Below are 18,157 nucleotides of genomic sequence, written 5' to 3' on the forward strand. Positions count from 1 at the left end.
TGAGGGCGGGGCGTAAAACCCGCCGAAAGTCCGATGTTACCGGAGCTTGTCAATCTGGGGCGGTTTTTTCCCCAATGTGGCGCAGGAATGCCCATGCCATCTCATTTTCATGCCGATGTTTCCCTTGACCTCCCGCAGGTATGTGGACAATTCCGCGCTTTCCTTTCCCTGCTTGCCCATCACTGCTCCATCCAGCGAACTCCGCTCCACCATTGTTCGCAAAATCCTTGCGCTGCGCGGCCCGAATCTCTGGGCGCGTGAAACGGTTCTCGAATGCAAGGTGGAGTTTCCCGAACTGACCGACTACATCACCAACTGGCGTTCATGGCTGCTCTCCTGGCTGCCGGCACTGGAATCGCAACTTAACGAAACAGGCATGACACCGCAGGCGGAGACCTTGGCCGCCCTGCTGCAGTCCATCACGCTGCATCTGCAAAGCCGCTCCGATCTTCAGGTGAGCTTTGGCAAGGTGATGCCCACCTCCCAGCCTCTGACGTATCGCATCATCACCCAGTTTGATGATGAATCCGTCGCCCGTACAGCCTTCGAACTCGCCCGGCGGTTGATCGACGCGGCGCTCTTTGGCCAGACCATGGACGTCAATGCGGCCATCACGGAACTCAGCGAGCTCGCTCAGGAAGTATGCCTCGGGCCCAGCACCCGGGCCATGGTGGACGCCGCACGTCTGCGTGGCATCCCGGTGCTTCGGCTCACCGAAGGCAGCCTGGTCCAGCTTGGCTGGGGCTCAAAACAGAAGAAAATTCTCGCCGCCGCCACCAGTCAGACCAGTGCGATTTCTGAAGACATCGTACAGGACAAGGACTTCACCCTGCGAATGCTCAATGAGATCGGTCTGCCGGTTCCTCAGGGCCGCCCTGTGAAAAATGCGGACGACGCCTGGGCCGCTGCCAACGAAATCGGCCTCCCCGTGGTCGTGAAACCTTTGGACGGAAACCAGGGTCGTGGTGTCGCTTTGAATTTATACACTCGTGAGCAGGTGGCCACCGCCTACGCTGCCGCCCGCGAGGAAAGCCGGTCGGTCATTGTGGAGCAGTTTGCCGAGGGGGAGGACTACCGCGTGCTCGTCATCGGACGTGAACTCATCGCTGTCTCCCGCCGTTACCCTGCGCATGTCATCGGCGACGGCGAGCACACCATCCAGGAACTCGTTGCTGAGAAGAACCGTGATCCACGCCGTGCTGCCGACCACGCCGCCGCCCTGAGCCGCATTCGCATTGATGCCGTCGCCTTGGCCGTGCTTGCCGAGCAGGGTGTCACCCCGGAATCGATCCCCGAAAAAGACCGGATGATCCTCATCCGCCGCAATGCCAACCTCAGCACCGGCGGCACCGCCGTGGACTGCACCGCCGAAGTGCATCCCACGATTTGCGCTGCTGCTGTCGAAGCTGCACAGATGGTCGGCCTCGATATCTGCGGTCTCGACATGATCGCACCCGACATCACGCAGCCTCTCAGTGCGCGCAATGGCGTCATCATCGAACTCAATGCGCGTCCAGGACTGCGCATGCACCTGTATCCCTCGGAAGGCGAGCCGCGTCCCGTGGGGAAGGCAGTGATCGACACAATGTTTGCACCCGGTTGCCGTGGGCGTATTCCCATCGTCGCCGTGACTGGGGTGAATGGCAAAACCACCACCACTCGCTTCATTGCTCATCTGCTGGCCCAAAACCAATGGCGCGTGGGCATGACGAGCACGGACGGTGTCTTCGTCGGTTCGCGCATGATCGACAGCGGCGACTGCAGCGGCCCCAAGAGCGCCCGCAGCATCCTGTCCTACCCGCTCTGTGATGCCGCCGTGCTGGAAACCGCGCGTGGCGGCATTTTGCGCGAAGGTCTGGCTTTTGATCACTGTGATGTCGCCGTCGTTACCAACATCGGTGCTGGTGACCACCTTGGTATCAATGACATCGATACTCCGGAGCAGCTGGCCGAGGTGAAGCAGTGCATCGTTGCCGCCGTGCCTGCAGACGGCACAGCCGTGCTGAACGCCGCGGATCCGCTCGTTGTGAAAATGGCGGAAACCTATCCTCGCCAGACCATCTTCTTTGCTCTGGATGCGGAAAATGCCATCATCGTCCGCCATCGCATCCAGGGAGAGCGCGTCATTTATGTGAGGGATGGGAACATCGTCCGCGCCACCGGTCCGAACGAGGATTTGTTCATGCCGTTGAGTGAAATTCCACTCACCCACGGCGGGCGCATCGGCTTCCAGGTAGAAAACACCCTCGCCGCTGTCGCGGCTGCATGGGCGCTGGGCGTTGCAGACGACCTCATTCGTCAGGGGGCGCGCAGCTTCGTTCCCAGCCTCGAGCAAAATGCCGGTCGCTTCAATGTGCTCGATCTGAAGGGCATCACCGTCATCGTTGATTACGGCCACAATGTGGATGCCCTGCGCGCCTTGCTCGATGGTTTGCGGCAGTTTGACAATGCGCGTCGCATCGTCGTTTACAGCTCCGCCGGAGATCGCCGGGACAGCGACATCATTGAGCAGGGGCGCATGCTGAGCGCGGAGTTCGATGAAGCCTGGCTTTACGAAGGTGACTATGTGCGTGGTCGTGAATCGGGCGAGATCATGAAGCTCCTTGCCACCGGCCTGGAAAACGCCCCACGCACCCGCCGCGTCGAGTCCATTCTCGGTCATCTCAAGTCGGTTGATCTGGCCCTCGAATCCGCACAGGCGGGGGATTTGGTAATGATTCAGGCGGATACGGCGGATGAAACCGTGCAGTATCTCAAAGAAAAGTACGGTGCAAAATGACCTCCGCCGGTTTCGGCCTGATGAAATGCTTGCCAGAGCAGGCTGAATTCGGCTACTAGGAGCCTGATCAAGCCATGACCACAACCACCGCCACACTCCTCAGCATCGCCTGCGGCTATCTTTGCGGCTCTGTGCCCTTTGGTTATCTCGCCGGTCGCTTGAAAGGCATCGACATCCGCCAGCACGGCAGCGGCAACATCGGCGCCACCAATGCCATCCGTGTGCTGGGGAAGGGGATCGGCATTCCAGTTTTCATCCTCGACATGCTCAAAGGCTGGCTCCCCGTCTGGCTGGCGGCAGGCTGGATCGCCCAAACGGGAGCTGCTCCTGAAATGATCTCCATCGGCAAGGTGCTGACCGGTTTCGCTGCCGTGATCGGCCACATGTTCACCTTCTGGCTTGGCTTCAAAGGCGGCAAAGGCATCGCTACCACCGGTGGCGTTCTGGCAGGCATCTCACCTGTGGGGATGCTCGGCGGCTGGATTGGCTTTCTCACATTCCTCTTTGCCTTTCGTTATGTCTCTCTGGGGTCAATAGCGGCTGCCGTCGGTGTGCCTACGGCGATGGCCATTCAGATGTGGCGTGAGGGCCATTGGGACTTCGTGCTGCTCGGATTTGGCATCGTGGTGATGATCCTCGCCATCGCCCGTCACCGTTCAAACATCCAGCGCTTGATTGCCGGTACAGAGAGCAAGGCCTTCACCAAAAAGAAGCCGCAGCCATGATTCAGTCCGCCACAGTCATCGGTGCCGGCAGCTGGGGCACCGCACTTGCAGCATTGTTGTCCTGGCGTGGGCTGAACGTCCAGTTTTGGGGGCGCGATGTCGAACTGATGGCGCAGATTCGGGACACCCGCCGCAATGTCCCTTACCTGCCCGGTCTGGAGATTCCGTCTCAGGTCACCGTCACCGCTGATCTGGAGGCTTTGCAACCTGCGGACATGCTCGTGTTTGTGATTCCTTCCAAGGCGATGCGTGGCACGGCGGAACTCGTCGCTCAAAGTGGTACGGCTTCCAAGGCTCGCGTGCTGGTCTCTTGTTCCAAAGGCATCGAGCTCGAAACCGGCCGTCGCATGAGCCAGTTGATCGGTGAGTCCATCCCGGGTGTTCCTCTGGCGGTGCTGACCGGCCCGAATCACGCTGAAGAAGTGGCGCGTCAGCTTGCCACCGCGGCCGTCGTGGCATGTGCAGATGATGAAACCGCCAAGGCGGTGCAGGCCTGCTTCACGCTGCCGTTCTTTCGCACCTACACCACTGACGACATCATCGGCGCCGAGTGGGCCGGCGCGATGAAGAACCCCTATGCCATCGCCTCGGGCATCGCCCATGGCTTGAAACTTGGCGACAACACCCTCGCCGCGCTCGTCACACGTGCGCTGGCTGAAATGGTGCGCCTGGGCGTGGCCGAAGGTGGCAAAGTGGAAACTTTTTACGGCCTCAGCGGCGTGGGAGATCTCGTCGGCACCTGCTACTCGACTCACAGCCGCAATCACCGCGTGGGCGTCATGCTCGGGCAGGGGCGCCCGCTGGATGAAATCATCGCCAGCACCCGCATGGTCGCCGAAGGGGTGCTAAACACCGCCAGCATGCACCGTGCCGCGCAGGTGCGTGGTGTCCGCATGCCGTTGCTCGACGAGATCAACTCCGTTCTTCATCAGGGCAAATCCCCCAAGGAGGGCATGAAGGCCCTGCTTTCACGCGATCCACGGCCTGAGGCCGACTAAACTTCCCATGGCTGATTCCAACGGTTACGAACTTCTAGACAGCGGCTCATTTCAAAAGCTGGAGCGCTTTGGCAGCGTCGTGCTCTCACGTCCCTGTGCCCAGGCGGTCTGGCAGCAGACCCTGCCCAAGGCCGACTGGCAGAAAGTGACCGCCACTTTCTTCCGCGACGGCGGCAATCAATGGCGCGGCCGCGACAAGCTCCCTGAGACATGGGCGATTGAGGTCGATGGCACCAAGTTCCAGCTTAGCTCCACCGATTTCGGCCACCTCGGCATCTTTCCCGAGCAGCGTGACCAATGGCGGCGCATCCGCGAAGTCTGCACGGAATATGCCAAGCGCCACAACCGCCCCGCACGGGTGCTCAATCTCTTCGCCTACTCCGGCGGCAGCACGCTGGCAGCCGCACATGCTGGTGCCGAGGTGTGCCATGTGGACGCCTCCAAAGGCATGGTTGACTGGGCGCGAAAGAACGCCGCCCTCAATGGCCTCGAAGAAAAACCGATCCGCTGGATCGTGGATGACGTGACCAAATTTCTGGAGCGTGAACTGCGGCGCGACCGGCAGTACGACCTGCTCATCCTTGATCCGCCGAGCTATGGTCGCGGTGCCAAGGGTGAGGTCTTCAAAATCGAAAACGACCTTCCTCCACTGCTCTCGCTGCTCGGAAAACTCATGTCTCCTGAGCCGCTCGGCGTGCTGCTTTCCTGCCACACGCCAGAACTCACGCCCATTTCTCTGCATCACCTCCTCCAGCAGCAGTTTGGCCGCAAGAGTGGCAAAGTGGAGCATGGCGAAATGCAGCTTCGCGGCGCAGCCGGCGTCCTGCCCGTCCCCAGTGGCAGCTTTGCCTGGTGGCTGGCGTGATTGCCATTCGACATTTCGCCTCCGGCATTCGACACTTCCGCAATGCTTCCGTTTCTCCTCCGCCGCGCCTTCAGCAGCGTGATCGTGATCTTCTGCGTGATCTCGATCACGTTCGTGCTCGCACGGATCACGAAAGGCGGGCCTTTTGACACGGACAAAGCGGTAAGTGACCAGGTGATGAAGGCGAAGCTGGCCCGCTACCATCTCGATGGCAGTGTCCCACAACAGTACTTGGCTTATGTTTCAGCCATTGCTCACCTAGATCTGGGCGTGTCCACCCGCTATCGCGACTGGCGTGTCTCCGAACTGCTGCGCCAGAAAATGCCAAACTCCTTCGCGCTGGGAACGCTTTCCTTCCTGATCGCGAGTTGTGCCGGGGTGTTCCTTGGCAGCCTGGCCGCCATGAAAAAGGACACCTGGATCGACCGCTCGGCCATGTTCGGCGCACTGCTCTCCATTTCCATTCCATCCTTCATCAGCGGGCCATTCTTGATTGCTGTTTTCGCCTTGTGGCTCGGCTGGCTGCCGGTCGGCGGCTGGGGCACCGCGTCGCAGATGATCCTGCCTGCGATCTGCCTTGCAGCGCCCTACATCGCCTACGTCGCGCGCTTGATGCGCAACAGCCTCCTCGATGTGCTCAAAAGCGACTTCCTGCGCACCGCCCGGGCCAAAGGACTCACCGAAACACAGGCCGTGGCCCGGCATGCCATCAAAGTGGCCATCCTGCCCGTCATCACCTTCCTCGGCCCGCTCGCGGCGCATCTGCTCACTGGCTCGATGATCGTCGAAAGCGTCTTCAACATCTCCGGGGCCGGTATGATCTTCGTGAACTCGATCCAGAATCGCGATGTCTTCCTGCTCGGCGGTGCCGTCATCGTTTACTGCGTTCTTCTCGTGCTCTTCAACCTGTTCGTGGACGTGATCTACACGCTGCTGGACAAACGCATCAAACTCTATGCCTGAAGCCGCCGCTCCAGCATCCATCGCACGGCCGGACGGCTGGCAGGTCTTGAAGCGCAACCGCGCGGCGCTCATTGCGCTCGGTTTTCTCGTGGGCTTGTCGCTCATCGCCATCATCGTGCCGCTGCTGCTGCCGGATGAACTGAAATCCACCAGCAGCGCCTCGTTTGTGCCGCCCATGCAGCATGCCGTGGAAACCCATGCCACACATGTCCTCGGCACGGATGTGAACGGGCAGGACATGCTCTACCGCCTGCTCTCCGGTGCCCGCGTGTCACTCGGTGTTGGGTTGGTCGGTGCCCTGATCAGTCTCTGCATCGGCACGCTCTACGGCATGATCAGCGGTTATGCCGGTGGCCGGATCGATGGCGTGATGATGCGCACCGTGGAGGTCCTGCAATCCGTGCCTCGTATTCTGTTCATCATGATCCTCATCGCCGCCTTGGACGATTATGTGAAGGAATGGATCGACGGCTGGCGCCTCGCTGCACAGGCGCGCAATTGGAATGATCTGGCTGCAAACATCAGCGAAGTGAAGGCCTACTCCAAGGTGCTCGTGATGATCGTCTCCCTCGGCCTCGTGGAATGGCTGACGATGGCGCGTATCGTGCGCGGTCAGGTGCTCGTGCTACGGGAGATGACCTTTGTCACCGCCTCGCGCGCCATGGGTCAGAGCCCCGTGGGCGTGCTGCGCCGGCATCTGCTGCCTAATCTCAGCACCATCATCCTCACCTACCTCACGCTCACCATTCCCGCCGTCATCCTCGACGAATCCTTCCTCAGCTTCCTCGGTCTCGGCATCGAAGACCCTGCTGCAAGCTGGGGCTCACTGCTCAAGGACGGCGCGCAGGTCATCAACCCGCTCGAAAGCAAATGGTGGCTCCTCGTTTTTCCCGCCCTCCTCATGTCCGCCAGCCTCCTCGCCCTCAACTTCCTGGGCGATGGCCTGCGTGATGCCTTTGATCCGAAGAGCGGGGATTAGGTCAATGCGCCTGCAGCCAGTTGAGCCCCGTCCCTGCCTCAACCTCCACCGGCACGCCTTCCAGCGGCAGCGCATTTTTCATTGCATCAAGGATGATCGTTCGCGCCTGGTCGACTTCGCTCCCAGGCATTTCGAAAAGCAGTTCATCGTGAACCTGCAGCAGCATGCGGGTTTGCAAACCGGCCTTCGTCAGGGCGGCATCGACGTTGATCATGGCTAGCTTGATCATGTCTGCTGCGGTGCCCTGGATGGGAGTGTTCATGGCGACACGCTCGGCAGCACCGCGCACCGTGGCGTTGCCGCTGGTGATGTCGCGGATGGTGCGGCGTCGGCCTGTGAGAGTTTCGACGTAGCCAGATTGTTTGGCATCCTCGACGATCTTTTCCATGAAATGCTTCACACCGGGGAATTGCTTGAAGTAGTTCTCAATGATGGTCGCAGCCTCACCGCGTGGAATGCCAAGGCGCTGGCTCAGACCGAAGGCGGAGATGCCATAGATGATGCCAAAGTTGACCATCTTGGCGGTGCGGCGCATCTCGGGCAGCACGCCGTCGAGTTCGACGCCATAAACACGGGCGGCGGTGGCCTGATGAATGTCCAGCCCCTTGGCAAAGGCCTCGATCATGGCCTTGTCACCACTGAGGGCCGCCATCACACGAAGTTCGATTTGCGAGTAGTCGGCGCTCATCAGCACCCAGCCTTCTTCGCCGGGAACGAAGGCCTTGCGGATCTCTCGGCCAAGGTCGGAGCGAATGGGAATGTTTTGCAGGTTCGGATTGGTCGATGCCATGCGGCCGGTGGCGGCCATGAGCTGATGAAACGTGGTGTGAATGCGGCCGGTCACACGTGAAACCGCATGCGGCAAAGCTTCCACGTAGGTGTTGTTGAGCTTGGTCACCTCACGGTAGTCCAGGATGTCCTGAATGATGGGATGCAGGCCCATGAGCGACTGCAGCACCTGCTCGTTCGTCTGATACTGGCCGGTGGCGGTTTTCTTGGGTTTCTCGATGAGCTTGAGCCGATCAAACAGCACTTCACCGAGCTGTTTGGGGCTGTTGAGGTTGAAGGGACCGCCCGCGTTTTCCTGAATGCGTTTTTGCAACTCGGCGGCTTTCCTGTCCAGCTCGACGCCATATTCGCGCAGCGCCTGAACATCAATCTTCACGCCGTAGTTCTCCATCTTGGTGAGCACGGGCAGCAGCGGGCTCTCCACCTTGTCGAAGACATACTGCTGCTCCTTCAATTCGAGGCGCATCTTCGCAGCAAGCTGCCACGTCACATCGGCGTCCTCGGCTGCATAGTCAGCCACTTTGCGGGCATCTTCTGCGGCCACATCGGCCATGGTGGACTGGCTGAAGAGATCATTCTTCTCCGTGCCAATGAGCGCCGTGATGGGCACCGGCGTGTAGTGCAGATACGACTCCGCGAGGTAATCCATGCCGTGACGCTGATCCGGGTCGATCAGCGAATGCGCCAGCATGGAATCGAAAAACGGTCCGCGAACTTCGACTCCGTGCGCGAGCAGCACGCTGAGATCGAACTTGAGGTTGTGGCCTATCTTCTCGACACCTTCATTCGAGAAAAGAGCACGGAATTCCTCCAGCACCGCTTTTGCGGCTGCCTTCTCGCGCGGAAACAGCACGAACCAGCCTTCATGCGCCTGCCATGAAAAGGCGATGCCGACAATCTGCGTATCGCGTGGATCGAGCCCGGTGGTCTCAAGATCGAAGCAAAAAGATTTTAGCTCAGCGAGCTGCGAGATGATTTTGTGCCGCTCCTCAGCAGTCTCCACGAGGTGATAGACATGCGGCGTGTCTTCGATGGTGCTGAGCTTGGCGGGAGCAGGAGGAGCAGGGGCGGCGAAGAGATCCTCCGGGGCAGACGAGGTTTCAGCCGACTGGCTGGCAGCCTGTTCCATTTTCCGACTGCGACCAGCTTTGAATTCCTCACCGTAAAGCCGGCGGCCCAGGGCATTGAATTCGAACTCCGTAAAGAAGGCCTTCAGCGCGTCATCGTTGTGAGGCCTGATCACAAGATCAGCCACTTGCGCTTCATAAGGCGCATCGTGAAAAATGGTGGCCAGCTTCTTGGAGAGCAGTGCATCCGCCTTGCTAGCTTCGAGTTTCTCCTTCTGCTTGCCCTTGAGCTGGGCGACGTTGGCGAGCAGGTTTTCGACGCTGCCGAACTGCTGGATGAGCGCTGTGGCGGTTTTTTCGCCAAAGCCTTTCACACCTGGGATGTTATCGACGGCGTCGCCCATCAGCGCGAGGATGTCGATGACCTGCTCGGGGCGCTCGATACCCCAGCGCTCACAGACTTCCTTCACGCCGAGAATTTCCACATCGGCACCGGAGCGGCCTGGTTTGTAGATTTTGACGTGCTCGGAGACGAGCTGACCAAAGTCCTTGTCCGGCGTGACCATGAAGGTCTCGATGCCTTCCTTCTCGGCCCGTTTGGCCATGATGCCGATGATGTCGTCCGCCTCGTAGCCATCACGCACGAGGATCGGCACGTTCATGGCCTCCATCAGACGTTTGATCTGCGGGATGGCCATGCTGATGTCCTCCGGCATTTCCTCACGCTGCGCCTTGTAAGCCGGAAACATCTCATGCCGTGGCGTGGGCGCGGAGGTGTCCAGTGCCACGGCGAGATGCGTGGGCTGCTGGTTCTTGAGGATGTCGAGCAGCGTGTTGGCAAAGCCGTAGAGCGCAGACGTGTTCAATCCATCGCTGGTGCGGATCGGGGCTTTGATGAAGGCAAAGTGCGCGCGGTAAAGCAGCGCCATGCCATCGAGGAGGAAGAGGCGTTGGGACATTTGCCCTCAGACTAGGCGGCATGGGAGCCTGCGCAAATGATGCTCAAGCTCCCTGCAAAGTGATCGCCGCATCCTCCATGGCCTGGCTGGCCTCCGTTTCGTCATTGACGACCTGCGTGGCCCCCAGACGCTTCAGGCGCTCCACATCGGAACTGAAGCGTGCACGGGCCAGCACCGAGATGTCCGGGCGATGCTCACGGATCATGGCCAGTGCCTGGGCATTGACCGTGGCATCAGGGAAGGTGAGGGCCACCATCCGGGCGTTTTTCAATTGGGTGAGTTCCCAGGTTTCCTCATGGCTGGCATCTGCAAACAGCACGGCCTGCCCTTGGCGCTTGAGTTTTTGCACCGTTTCTGCGTTCAGCTCCACCACCAGCGTGCGCACGCCGCAGTCGAGCAGAGCCTTGTTGAGCTTTTCGCCCACCGGACCATGACCGCAGATGATGGCGTGATCCGTCAGGCCGCTGATGCGTTGGCGCAGGTTGCCGGCATCCGCCTTGACCGGCTTGCCACGCCCCCAGCCGCGCTTCACCAGCCATTCGCCGAGCGGTATGCCAAACTTCAGCAGGGCAGGGAGGAGGCCCATGGAAAGCGCGCTCGCGGCCAGGAGCGTCTGCTGGGTGTCCGTGCTCCAAAGATGGGCGCTGCTGGCGTTCTGCAGCAGCACGAGTGAAAATTCCCCCGCGCTGCACAGGCCGATGCCCGCCATGAGCGCCTGCTTGTGGGCGAGTCCGAGACGACGCGCGATGAGGGTGATGAGGCCTGCTTTGGCGAGCATGAGCACCGCGGTAAGCACGCAAATCGGCATCCACAAAACCATGGCGGCCTTCACGTCGATCATGAGGCCGACGGAGACAAAGAACAGCGTGAGGAAGAGATCCTTCAGCGGCATCACATCGGCAAGAATACGGTGCTTGAAGATGGATTCGCTGACCGCCAGTCCGGCGACAAACGCGCCCAGTGCCAGCCCCAGTCCCAGCAAACCTCCGACAAAGGCCAGGCCGACACAACTGCCGATGACCGAGAGGGTGAAGAGTTCTCGGCTGCGTGTGCGCGTCACGGCATTCAGCAGCCAGGGAATGACCCATCTCGCGGCCACGCCCGCCAGAATGACGAAAGCGCCTCCACGCAGCGCCAGTGAGCCAAGCCTTGGCAGCATGGCCGCGGATTCACCTCCCTGCGGCAGCAGCAACGGCAGGAACATGAAGAAGACGATGATGAAAAGATCCTGAAAAATCGCCACAGCCAGCGTCATGCGCGCACCTGGGCTGGCCTCAAGGCCGAGATCTTGAAAGCTCTTCAAACTGACCGCTGTGGAGCTCATCGCGAGCGCGACGGACACAAGCACGGCACCTTGCCACGGCGTTGAAAGCGACACATACGAACCTGCTGCGGCCACCGCCATGCAAAGCGCCATCTGCCAGCCACCGCCGGCGAAGGCCAGTCGCCGCAGGAAGCGCAGTTCACCCAGGGAGAACTCCAGCCCCAGCGTGAACATGAGCAGCACCACGCCGAACTCTGCCATCTGCGAGACCTGCTCGTGCGATTCACCGCCGCCGAGCAGCGCCAGCACGCCGGAATTGGCGATCAGAACGCCGCAGATGAAATACCCTGCCAGCATCGACTGCCGCAAACGCAGCAGCAGCAGCGAAACCATGACCACTCCCGCAAGCATCAGCGCCAGCAGCGCAAACAGCGGCGGGATGGAGGCAGATGCGATGGTGAGACCTTGAATCATGCAGGAAATTCCCTTCGCTGTTCAAGCGCGGCAGATCAAGTTTTGATGCAGGCATTGGCTCAAACAAGTGAATGAAGAGCAGTAAAGAAATCGCTTAACCAATGCGGAATCGTTGGGCCGGACTCCTTTTAGAGGTCGGCTTCAACGTGATGCCCTGGCCACCTTGGTGATTGTGATGAAGGCTCAAGCTTCCCGCCGTTCATCCGTGCTGAACTGAAGATTGTACAAATTTTGATACACCGCGTTGCGGCCCAGCAGTTCCGCATGCGTGCCACGGTCGAGGATTCGGCCCTGGTCCATGACGATGATCTGATCTGCCTCAAGAATGGTCGAAAGCCGATGCGCGATGGCGACGACTGTTTTACCAGCAGACAGAGTGTGGATGGCGTCCTGAATGATTTTTTCGCTCTCGGTGTCGAGTGCTGAGGTGGCTTCATCGAGTAGCAGCACCGGCGCATCGCGCAAAATGGCGCGGGCGATGGAGATGCGCTGCTTCTGGCCGCCGGAAAGATTACACCCGCCTTCACCCACGATGGCATCGTAGCCATTGCTGATCTGCTCGATGAATTCATGCGCATGCGCTTTTTTTGCAGCCGCGATGATTTCCGCCTCGCTGGCATCAAGTCGGCCATAGCGGATGTTTTCACGGATGGTGTCGTGAAACAAAAAGGTGTCCTGATTGACGATGCCAATGTTGGCTCGCAGCGAACTTTGCGTGATGGATCGGATATCCAATCCGTCCAGCATGACGGAACCCTCGTCCGGGTCGTAAAAGCGCAGCATGAGAGAGAACAGGGAGCTTTTGCCGGCGCCGCTGCGGCCGACAAGGGCGTAAAATTTGCCCGGCTCGAGCTTGAGACTGATGTTTGTCACCGCTGGAGTCTCCTTTCTTTCACCGTTGCTTTCACGATAATAAAGGGCGGTATTTTGGAAGTGGACCTCACCCCGCGAGCGTCCGATATCCACCGCATCAGCCGCGTCCACAATATCAGGGGTTCGTTCAAGCAGTTCGAAGACCATGCCTGCCGCCACGGTGGTTTTTTGCAGCATCATCTGCACACGGCTCAATTCCTTCACGGGCGGATAGATCTGCGTGAGCGCCATGACGAGCAGGAAGAAATTTTCCGCCTCAAGTCCACGGTCCCACGCATACACCAGGCCTGCGGCAATGCCCAGAGAGGCAATGGTTTCCACACAGGGGCCGACAAATTCGACGGCTTTGGCCCAGCGCACCATGTTGCGTGTCATGCTCAAATTGGTGCGTTCAAAGCGCTGCTCGGCATGTTTTTCACCGGCATAGGCTTTGACCAGCCTGATGCCCGCAAACGATTCCTGCATGGCCACCATCAGTTCTCTGGAATCATACTCCTCACGCGCGCCGGATTTACGCACCCGTTTGCCGATGCGAATGATCGGCATGAGGCACAACGGAAACACGACGAGTGACATGAGCGTGAAAAACCAATCCTGGGCAAAAAGGACAACCAGAATGGAAATGATGGTCAAAGGACGCTGCGCAAGAATTTGGATCAGTTGCATGGCGTTGCGCTGCACCGTGGCGGTCTGGTTGGTGACCGTCTGCATCAGTTCGCCTGTTTTGGCGGAATTGAAAAAGACCGGGGCCTGCCGCATCACGCAATGAAAGGCATCATTGCGAAGCGCGTAGGCCACCCTGCTCGTCACCCACGCCTGCATGTAGCTGGAAAGATAACCAAAAAAGCCGCGCAAAAAGATCAGAATTGGAATGAACGCGCAGGCGATCATGACACCCGTCAAACCAATCGGTGCATCAGCGTCGAGCCCGAACATCTTGGCCAGATTGATTTCTCCAATCAACGGCAGTTCAGTAGCCTCTCCCAGCGTGCGGGTCTTGCCTTTCAACACCAGTGAGAAGATCAGTTGAAAACCAATCAGCATGAATCCGTTGAACACAGCGCTGAGCATTCCCAGCAGGACGCTCAGCGCGAATCGACCGCGGTAGGGAAGGACATACTTCCAGATGGATGCGAGTGTTTTTTTAACCAGGGCTGCGAACTGAAGGTCTTCCGTAAGATGCATGAACGATAATATATCAGGGGTGGGAAATGCCGGGTATTGCCGTCATAATAGCTGGTGAAAGTGCGCCAGCACAAGGCTCAACGCTCGCCGAGGTGCTGACGATAGATGACCTCCAGCCGGTCCAGCATCGTATCAAGACTGTGATGATTCACGATAAACTCCTGTCCGGCGCGGCACAGGGCCTGGGTTCGGACCTTTTCCTCCAAGGTTTCACGAATGGCGGCGGCAAGCGCGGGTGCATCATGCGGTGGTACGAGCCGTCCTGTTTCACCCTGCTTGATAATGCTGGGAATGCCGCCGACGTCACTGGCTACGACTGGAACTCCAATGGCCAGGGCTTGCAAGCCTGACTGGGGAATGGCTTCGTGGAACGAGGGGATGGCAATGATGTCGAGTGCACGCATGGTTTCGGGCACGTCCTCCCGGTGGCCTAAAAATGTGAATTGATCCACCACCGAGAACTGCGACACCACCGACTTCACATACTCAAGGGCTGGTCCTTCCCCGGCGATGATGCAGTGGACATGAAGATCGTGCTGACTTTTGAGCAGATGCACCGCCTCTGCCAGGATTTGAATGCCCTTGGCGGCACGAATCACCGTGATCATGCCAATGAGCGGTGTCTGCGGTGACGGCACATAAGCTGAAAAATCTGCCTTGGGTCCTTCCGGCTTGAATCGTTCGAGATCGACCCCCGTAGGCAGCGTGGTGATTTCTTCCGGGTCCAGATCAAAGGTGGAAATCAGCGAGCTGGTGATTTTGGGGCTGGTCGTAATGATGTGATGACTCCACTCTTTATACATCAGGCGGCTGAGCGATTTGTTCGGAATCGGGACGTCAAAATGGCGGCTGCGGATGATCAGCGGCACTCGTGCGATTCGTGCCGCGAGGGTCAGCATCCAGCCATCCCGTGAACTGTGTGGATTCACGATCTCAATGCGCTGGCGGTGCAGCCACCAGGCAAGTCTGAGGACGTGAAACGGCAGCAGGCAGCGCTGATTGAAACGCTGGGCCAGCACCTGCACCCCTGCCTGGCTGGCACGTTGATAAATCTGGCTGTTCATCGGGGCGATCAGCCAGACCTCGCTGCCGCGGCGGCGGAATCCGTTTATTTCCGCCAGAATTCGGTGTTCCTGCCCTCCCCAACCCAGGGAGGCTTCGGAGTGGGCAATACGCCAGATGCGTTTGAGAGAATTTGAATCAGCCATGAAATCCACGCTGCTCTATTCCTCAAGCAGCATGGAGCCAACACCTTTTTTGGAGGGAAGTTCCAAGCAAAGACCGGTCCTGCCGGGGAGGCAGAGTTTTTATGCTGCAGGGCGGTCAATGTCGTCTGCATAGATGTCGTTGAGTTGATCCAGCATGGCATCGAGGCTGTGCCAGTTTTCCACCAGTTCACGCCTAGCCCGGCACATCCGCTGTGTTTTGTTCCTGCTCATCGGGTGCAGCCGTGAGGCCATTCCCGCCAGCCAGCCATCACGTGAACTGTGCGTGTTGACGATCTGAATTCGCTCACGACTCAAAGTGAACGCCAGTCGCAGCAGCTCGAACGGCAGCAGCCTGCGGTCAAAGGTTCAGGCGTGCGTTTCAATGCCTGCCACCCGTGCACGCTCGAAGATACGGCTTCGCGGATGCGTCAGCGTTCAGATTGGGTTGTGGTCATGTTCGTAAAGTGTTGAAAAACAGTTTATTGCGATGAATTGTTGGCGACGGATTCGCGCAAATTGAAACTTAAAAACGGGTGTTTATTAGTGACGTGCTTGAGTTGAAAGACTATTAAAGTGTGATGGATTAAGGCATCTGGATTTTAATGGTGCTTTTTCCATGTGCTATCCATACGATTATAACACTGGATGTTCAATTTATGCAGATGTCACAGGTGACGCCTGAGGCATACGGGGCACTTCCTTTTTGCAAAAAAGTTCTCGCAAGCCTCCTCCCTTGCCTTCATATCCACTTTTCACATTTCTGATTTCTACATGACGTCATCCACTATAGGTATCATCGGCTTGGGCTACGTGGGCCTGCCATTGAGCCTTCAATTTGCCCGGACAGGCAGTACAGTGCTTGGATTCGACATTGATCCCGCCAAAATCAAAGCCTTGGAGGCAGGTGAGACCTACATATTGCACATCTCCTCCGAAACCGTCCGTGCGCAGTGTGATGCAGGGCGCTTTTCCGCCACCACGGATTTTTCACGAGTCTGCGAATGTGAAGCCATCATTATCTGCGTCCCCACACCGCTGGCGAAACACCGCGAACCTGACCTCACCTATGTGCTGGAAACCGGTCGCGCCATTGCCCCCCACCTGCAGTCTGGCCAGTTGGTGGTCTTGGAATCCACAACTTATCCCGGGACCACGGACACCGAATTGCGCGAGGTGCTGGAAGCAGGCTCTAATCTAAAAGCAGGGGTGGATTTCCACCTCGCCTTCTCTCCAGAGCGTGAAGACCCCGGCAATCCTCAGAGCGATGTCGCGGTGATTCCAAAAATTGTCGGTGGTTTTACTCCTGAATGCCAGAAGCATGCACTGAGTGTCTATGGCCGGGCGATCAAGACACTCGTGCCGGTGGAGTCCTGCCGCGTGGCGGAAGCCGTGAAACTCACGGAAAACATCTTCCGCGCCGTGAACATCGCCATGGTGAACGAACTCAAAGTCGTCTATGCCGCGATGGGCATCGACGTCTGGGATGTCATCGATGCGGCCAAGACGAAACCCTTTGGTTTCATGCCCTTTTATCCCGGGCCTGGACTTGGCGGGCACTGCATTCCCATTGATCCCTTCTACCTCACTTGGAAGGCCCGTGAATATGGTCAGGAGACGCGCTTCATTGAGCTGGCGGGCGAGGTCAACACCGCCATGCCTGCCTATGTCATTCAGCGTGTGGGAGAGGCGCTGGCCTCGCTGCACCTGACCATCCGTGACAGCCGCATCCTCATGATTGGCATCGCCTACAAGTCCAACGTTGATGATGACCGCGAAAGCCCGGCCTATGTGCTGTGGGATCTCCTGGAACAGCAGGGGGCGGAAGTCGATTATCACGACCCGCATGTGCCGGTGATCCGTCCTTCACGGGAGCACGCGCATTTCGCCGGGCGTAAGAGTGTGGCGCTGGCGGCAGGTACGCTGGCAGACTACGATTTGGTCCTCGTGGCCACCAACCACAAGGCCGTTGATGTTGCCCTCATCGCAGAGCACGCACGCCTGGTGGTAGATTCGCGCAATGCGCTCAGCGCCTTGATGAAAGGCAAATCCAATTATTTTAAAGCATGAAAGCTCTTGTTACAGGTGGTGCAGGTTTTATCGGCTCTCACATCTCCGAGGCACTCTGCCGCAGAGGCGCTGAGGTCATTGTGTTGGACAATCTTTCTCTCGGCAATCCCGCCAATCTCCATTGGAAGCAGCCCGGAGACAAGATCGACCTCGTGGAGGGGGATATTCGCGATCAAGCCCTGCTGGCAAAACTGATGCCGGGTGTTGACTGGGTTTTTCATCAAGGCGCTCTTCCTTCGGTGCCGCGGTCAGTCGCTGAACCGCTTGAGAGCAATGCGCAAAACTTGGACGGCACGCTCAACGTCCTGCTGGCCGCGCGCGATGCCGGCGTGAAGCGCCTGATGTTTGCCTCTTCATCCTCCATCTACGGCAACGCAGATGTTCCCGAAAAACACGAAGGGCTTCCTGTTCAGCCGCTTTCGCCCTACGCGCTGCAAAAGTACGGCGGTGAGCGTTACTGCCAGCTCTTTTATCAGCTCTATGGTTTTGAAGCCGTCGCGCTGCGCTACTTCAATATCTTTGGACCCCGCCAGGCTTTCGATTCTCCTTATTCAGGTGTTATTGCAAAATTCTGCACCTTCATGCTGGAAGGCAAGCCCCCCGTGATTTTTGGTGACGGCAGTCAGGCGCGTGATTTCACCTTTGTGGACAACGCCGTCTCCGCGAACCTGCTCGCCGCCGAGGCGCCTGCAGAGAAGGCCGCAGGCAGGGTCTTCAATGTGGCAGCCGGCCATTCCATCGATCTGATCCGGCTCGTCAAAGACATCAACCAGCTGACTGGCCAGCAGCTGCAGCCAAAATTCGAACCCGCACGCGCGGGAGACGTTCTCCATTCTTTGGCGGACATTAGCGCTGCTCGTTCGGGCTTGGGCTACGATGTGAAAGTCGGCTGGGAAGAAGGCCTGCGCCAGACTCTGGAGTTTTACCGGCAGGAAGCAAAAAAAGTCTAGCCACGCACGCCT

Annotated in this window: 13 protein-coding genes; 8 read left to right on the plus strand and 5 right to left on the minus strand. The window is 58.6% G+C overall.

What is annotated here, in order from left to right:
* Window positions 1-172: 172 nt before the first annotated feature.
* The 6 genes from cphA to ACILSL_RS09420 all read left to right on the plus strand — a co-directional run bounded on the left by cphA (window position 173) and on the right by ACILSL_RS09420 (window position 7,309).
* The gene (gene cphA, locus ACILSL_RS09395; protein ID WP_395731756.1) at window positions 173-2,779 is read left to right on the plus strand and encodes a cyanophycin synthetase; all 2,607 of its coding nucleotides are present in this window, start codon (window positions 173-175) and stop codon (window positions 2,777-2,779) included.
* 74 nt (window positions 2,780-2,853) lie between these two features.
* Window positions 2,854-3,504: a glycerol-3-phosphate 1-O-acyltransferase PlsY gene (plsY, locus tag ACILSL_RS09400; RefSeq protein ID WP_395731757.1), complete on the plus strand. Its 651-nt coding sequence runs from the start codon at window positions 2,854-2,856 to the stop codon at window positions 3,502-3,504.
* Window positions 3,501-4,502 (plus strand): NAD(P)H-dependent glycerol-3-phosphate dehydrogenase, encoded by a 1,002-nt coding sequence (locus ACILSL_RS09405; protein WP_395731758.1) that lies wholly within the window; start codon window positions 3,501-3,503, stop codon window positions 4,500-4,502. The genes plsY and ACILSL_RS09405 overlap by 4 nt, the downstream gene beginning before the upstream one ends.
* A 7-nt stretch (window positions 4,503-4,509) precedes the next feature.
* Complete coding sequence (locus tag ACILSL_RS09410) at window positions 4,510-5,367, plus strand: class I SAM-dependent methyltransferase (RefSeq protein WP_395731759.1); 858 nt, start codon at window positions 4,510-4,512, stop codon at window positions 5,365-5,367.
* A 42-nt stretch (window positions 5,368-5,409) separates the two neighbouring features.
* Window positions 5,410-6,330 (plus strand): ABC transporter permease, encoded by a 921-nt coding sequence (locus ACILSL_RS09415; protein ID WP_395731760.1) that lies wholly within the window; start codon window positions 5,410-5,412, stop codon window positions 6,328-6,330.
* Window positions 6,323-7,309: an ABC transporter permease gene (locus ACILSL_RS09420; protein WP_395731761.1), complete on the plus strand. Its 987-nt coding sequence runs from the start codon at window positions 6,323-6,325 to the stop codon at window positions 7,307-7,309. The genes ACILSL_RS09415 and ACILSL_RS09420 overlap by 8 nt, the downstream gene beginning before the upstream one ends.
* Window position 7,310: 1 nt before the next feature.
* Here the strand turns inward: ACILSL_RS09420 and polA are convergent, their stop codons facing one another.
* The 5 genes from polA to ACILSL_RS09445 all read right to left on the minus strand — a co-directional run bounded on the left by polA (window position 7,311) and on the right by ACILSL_RS09445 (window position 15,443).
* Window positions 7,311-10,124, minus strand: coding sequence for a DNA polymerase I (gene polA / locus ACILSL_RS09425; protein WP_395731762.1), 2,814 nt, complete (start codon window positions 10,122-10,124; stop codon window positions 7,311-7,313).
* Window positions 10,125-10,167: 43 nt separating this feature from the next.
* Window positions 10,168-11,862, minus strand: a complete 1,695-nt coding sequence (locus ACILSL_RS09430) for a cation:proton antiporter (protein WP_395731763.1) — start codon at window positions 11,860-11,862, stop codon at window positions 10,168-10,170.
* A gap of 183 nt (window positions 11,863-12,045) precedes the next feature.
* On the minus strand, window positions 12,046-13,920 hold the full coding sequence (locus tag ACILSL_RS09435; protein WP_395731764.1) for an ABC transporter ATP-binding protein: 1,875 nt from the start codon (window positions 13,918-13,920) through the stop codon (window positions 12,046-12,048).
* Between the two features lie 77 nt (window positions 13,921-13,997).
* The gene (locus ACILSL_RS09440) at window positions 13,998-15,128 is read right to left on the minus strand and encodes a glycosyltransferase (protein WP_395731765.1); all 1,131 of its coding nucleotides are present in this window, start codon (window positions 15,126-15,128) and stop codon (window positions 13,998-14,000) included.
* A gap of 99 nt (window positions 15,129-15,227) precedes the next feature.
* Window positions 15,228-15,443: a hypothetical protein gene (locus tag ACILSL_RS09445; RefSeq protein ID WP_395731766.1), complete on the minus strand. Its 216-nt coding sequence runs from the start codon at window positions 15,441-15,443 to the stop codon at window positions 15,228-15,230.
* Window positions 15,444-15,899: 456 nt separating this feature from the next.
* On the opposite strand from ACILSL_RS09445, the gene ACILSL_RS09450 reads away from it, so the two are divergent.
* Together ACILSL_RS09450 and ACILSL_RS09455 are read left to right on the plus strand one after the other, a co-directional pair.
* Window positions 15,900-17,195, plus strand: a complete 1,296-nt coding sequence (locus tag ACILSL_RS09450) for a nucleotide sugar dehydrogenase (RefSeq protein ID WP_395731767.1) — start codon at window positions 15,900-15,902, stop codon at window positions 17,193-17,195.
* Window positions 17,192-18,145: an SDR family oxidoreductase gene (locus tag ACILSL_RS09455; RefSeq protein ID WP_395731768.1), complete on the plus strand. Its 954-nt coding sequence runs from the start codon at window positions 17,192-17,194 to the stop codon at window positions 18,143-18,145. The genes ACILSL_RS09450 and ACILSL_RS09455 overlap by 4 nt, the downstream gene beginning before the upstream one ends.
* Window positions 18,146-18,157: the final 12 nt, after the last annotated feature.

It is taken from the genome of Prosthecobacter sp. (assembly GCF_044222345.1).
Classification (GTDB): domain Bacteria; phylum Verrucomicrobiota; class Verrucomicrobiia; order Verrucomicrobiales; family Verrucomicrobiaceae; genus Prosthecobacter.

What these genes read in the sequence shown, in the direction of transcription:
- plsY (WP_395731757.1), top strand. Translation starts at nt 2,854, where the DNA reads ATGACCACAACCACCGCCACACTCCTCAGCATCGCCTGCGGCTATCTT.
- ACILSL_RS09405 (WP_395731758.1), top strand. Translation starts at nt 3,501, where the DNA reads ATGATTCAGTCCGCCACAGTCATCGGTGCCGGCAGCTGGGGCACCGCA.
- ACILSL_RS09410 (WP_395731759.1), top strand. Translation starts at nt 4,510, where the DNA reads ATGGCTGATTCCAACGGTTACGAACTTCTAGACAGCGGCTCATTTCAA.
- ACILSL_RS09415 (WP_395731760.1), top strand. Translation starts at nt 5,410, where the DNA reads ATGCTTCCGTTTCTCCTCCGCCGCGCCTTCAGCAGCGTGATCGTGATC.
- ACILSL_RS09420 (WP_395731761.1), top strand. Translation starts at nt 6,323, where the DNA reads ATGCCTGAAGCCGCCGCTCCAGCATCCATCGCACGGCCGGACGGCTGG.
- polA (WP_395731762.1), bottom strand. Translation starts at nt 10,124, where the DNA reads ATGTCCCAACGCCTCTTCCTCCTCGATGGCATGGCGCTGCTTTACCGC.
- ACILSL_RS09430 (WP_395731763.1), bottom strand. Translation starts at nt 11,862, where the DNA reads ATGATTCAAGGTCTCACCATCGCATCTGCCTCCATCCCGCCGCTGTTT.
- ACILSL_RS09435 (WP_395731764.1), bottom strand. Translation starts at nt 13,920, where the DNA reads ATGCATCTTACGGAAGACCTTCAGTTCGCAGCCCTGGTTAAAAAAACA.
- ACILSL_RS09440 (WP_395731765.1), bottom strand. Translation starts at nt 15,128, where the DNA reads ATGGCTGATTCAAATTCTCTCAAACGCATCTGGCGTATTGCCCACTCC.
- ACILSL_RS09450 (WP_395731767.1), top strand. Translation starts at nt 15,900, where the DNA reads ATGACGTCATCCACTATAGGTATCATCGGCTTGGGCTACGTGGGCCTG.
- ACILSL_RS09455 (WP_395731768.1), top strand. Translation starts at nt 17,192, where the DNA reads ATGAAAGCTCTTGTTACAGGTGGTGCAGGTTTTATCGGCTCTCACATC.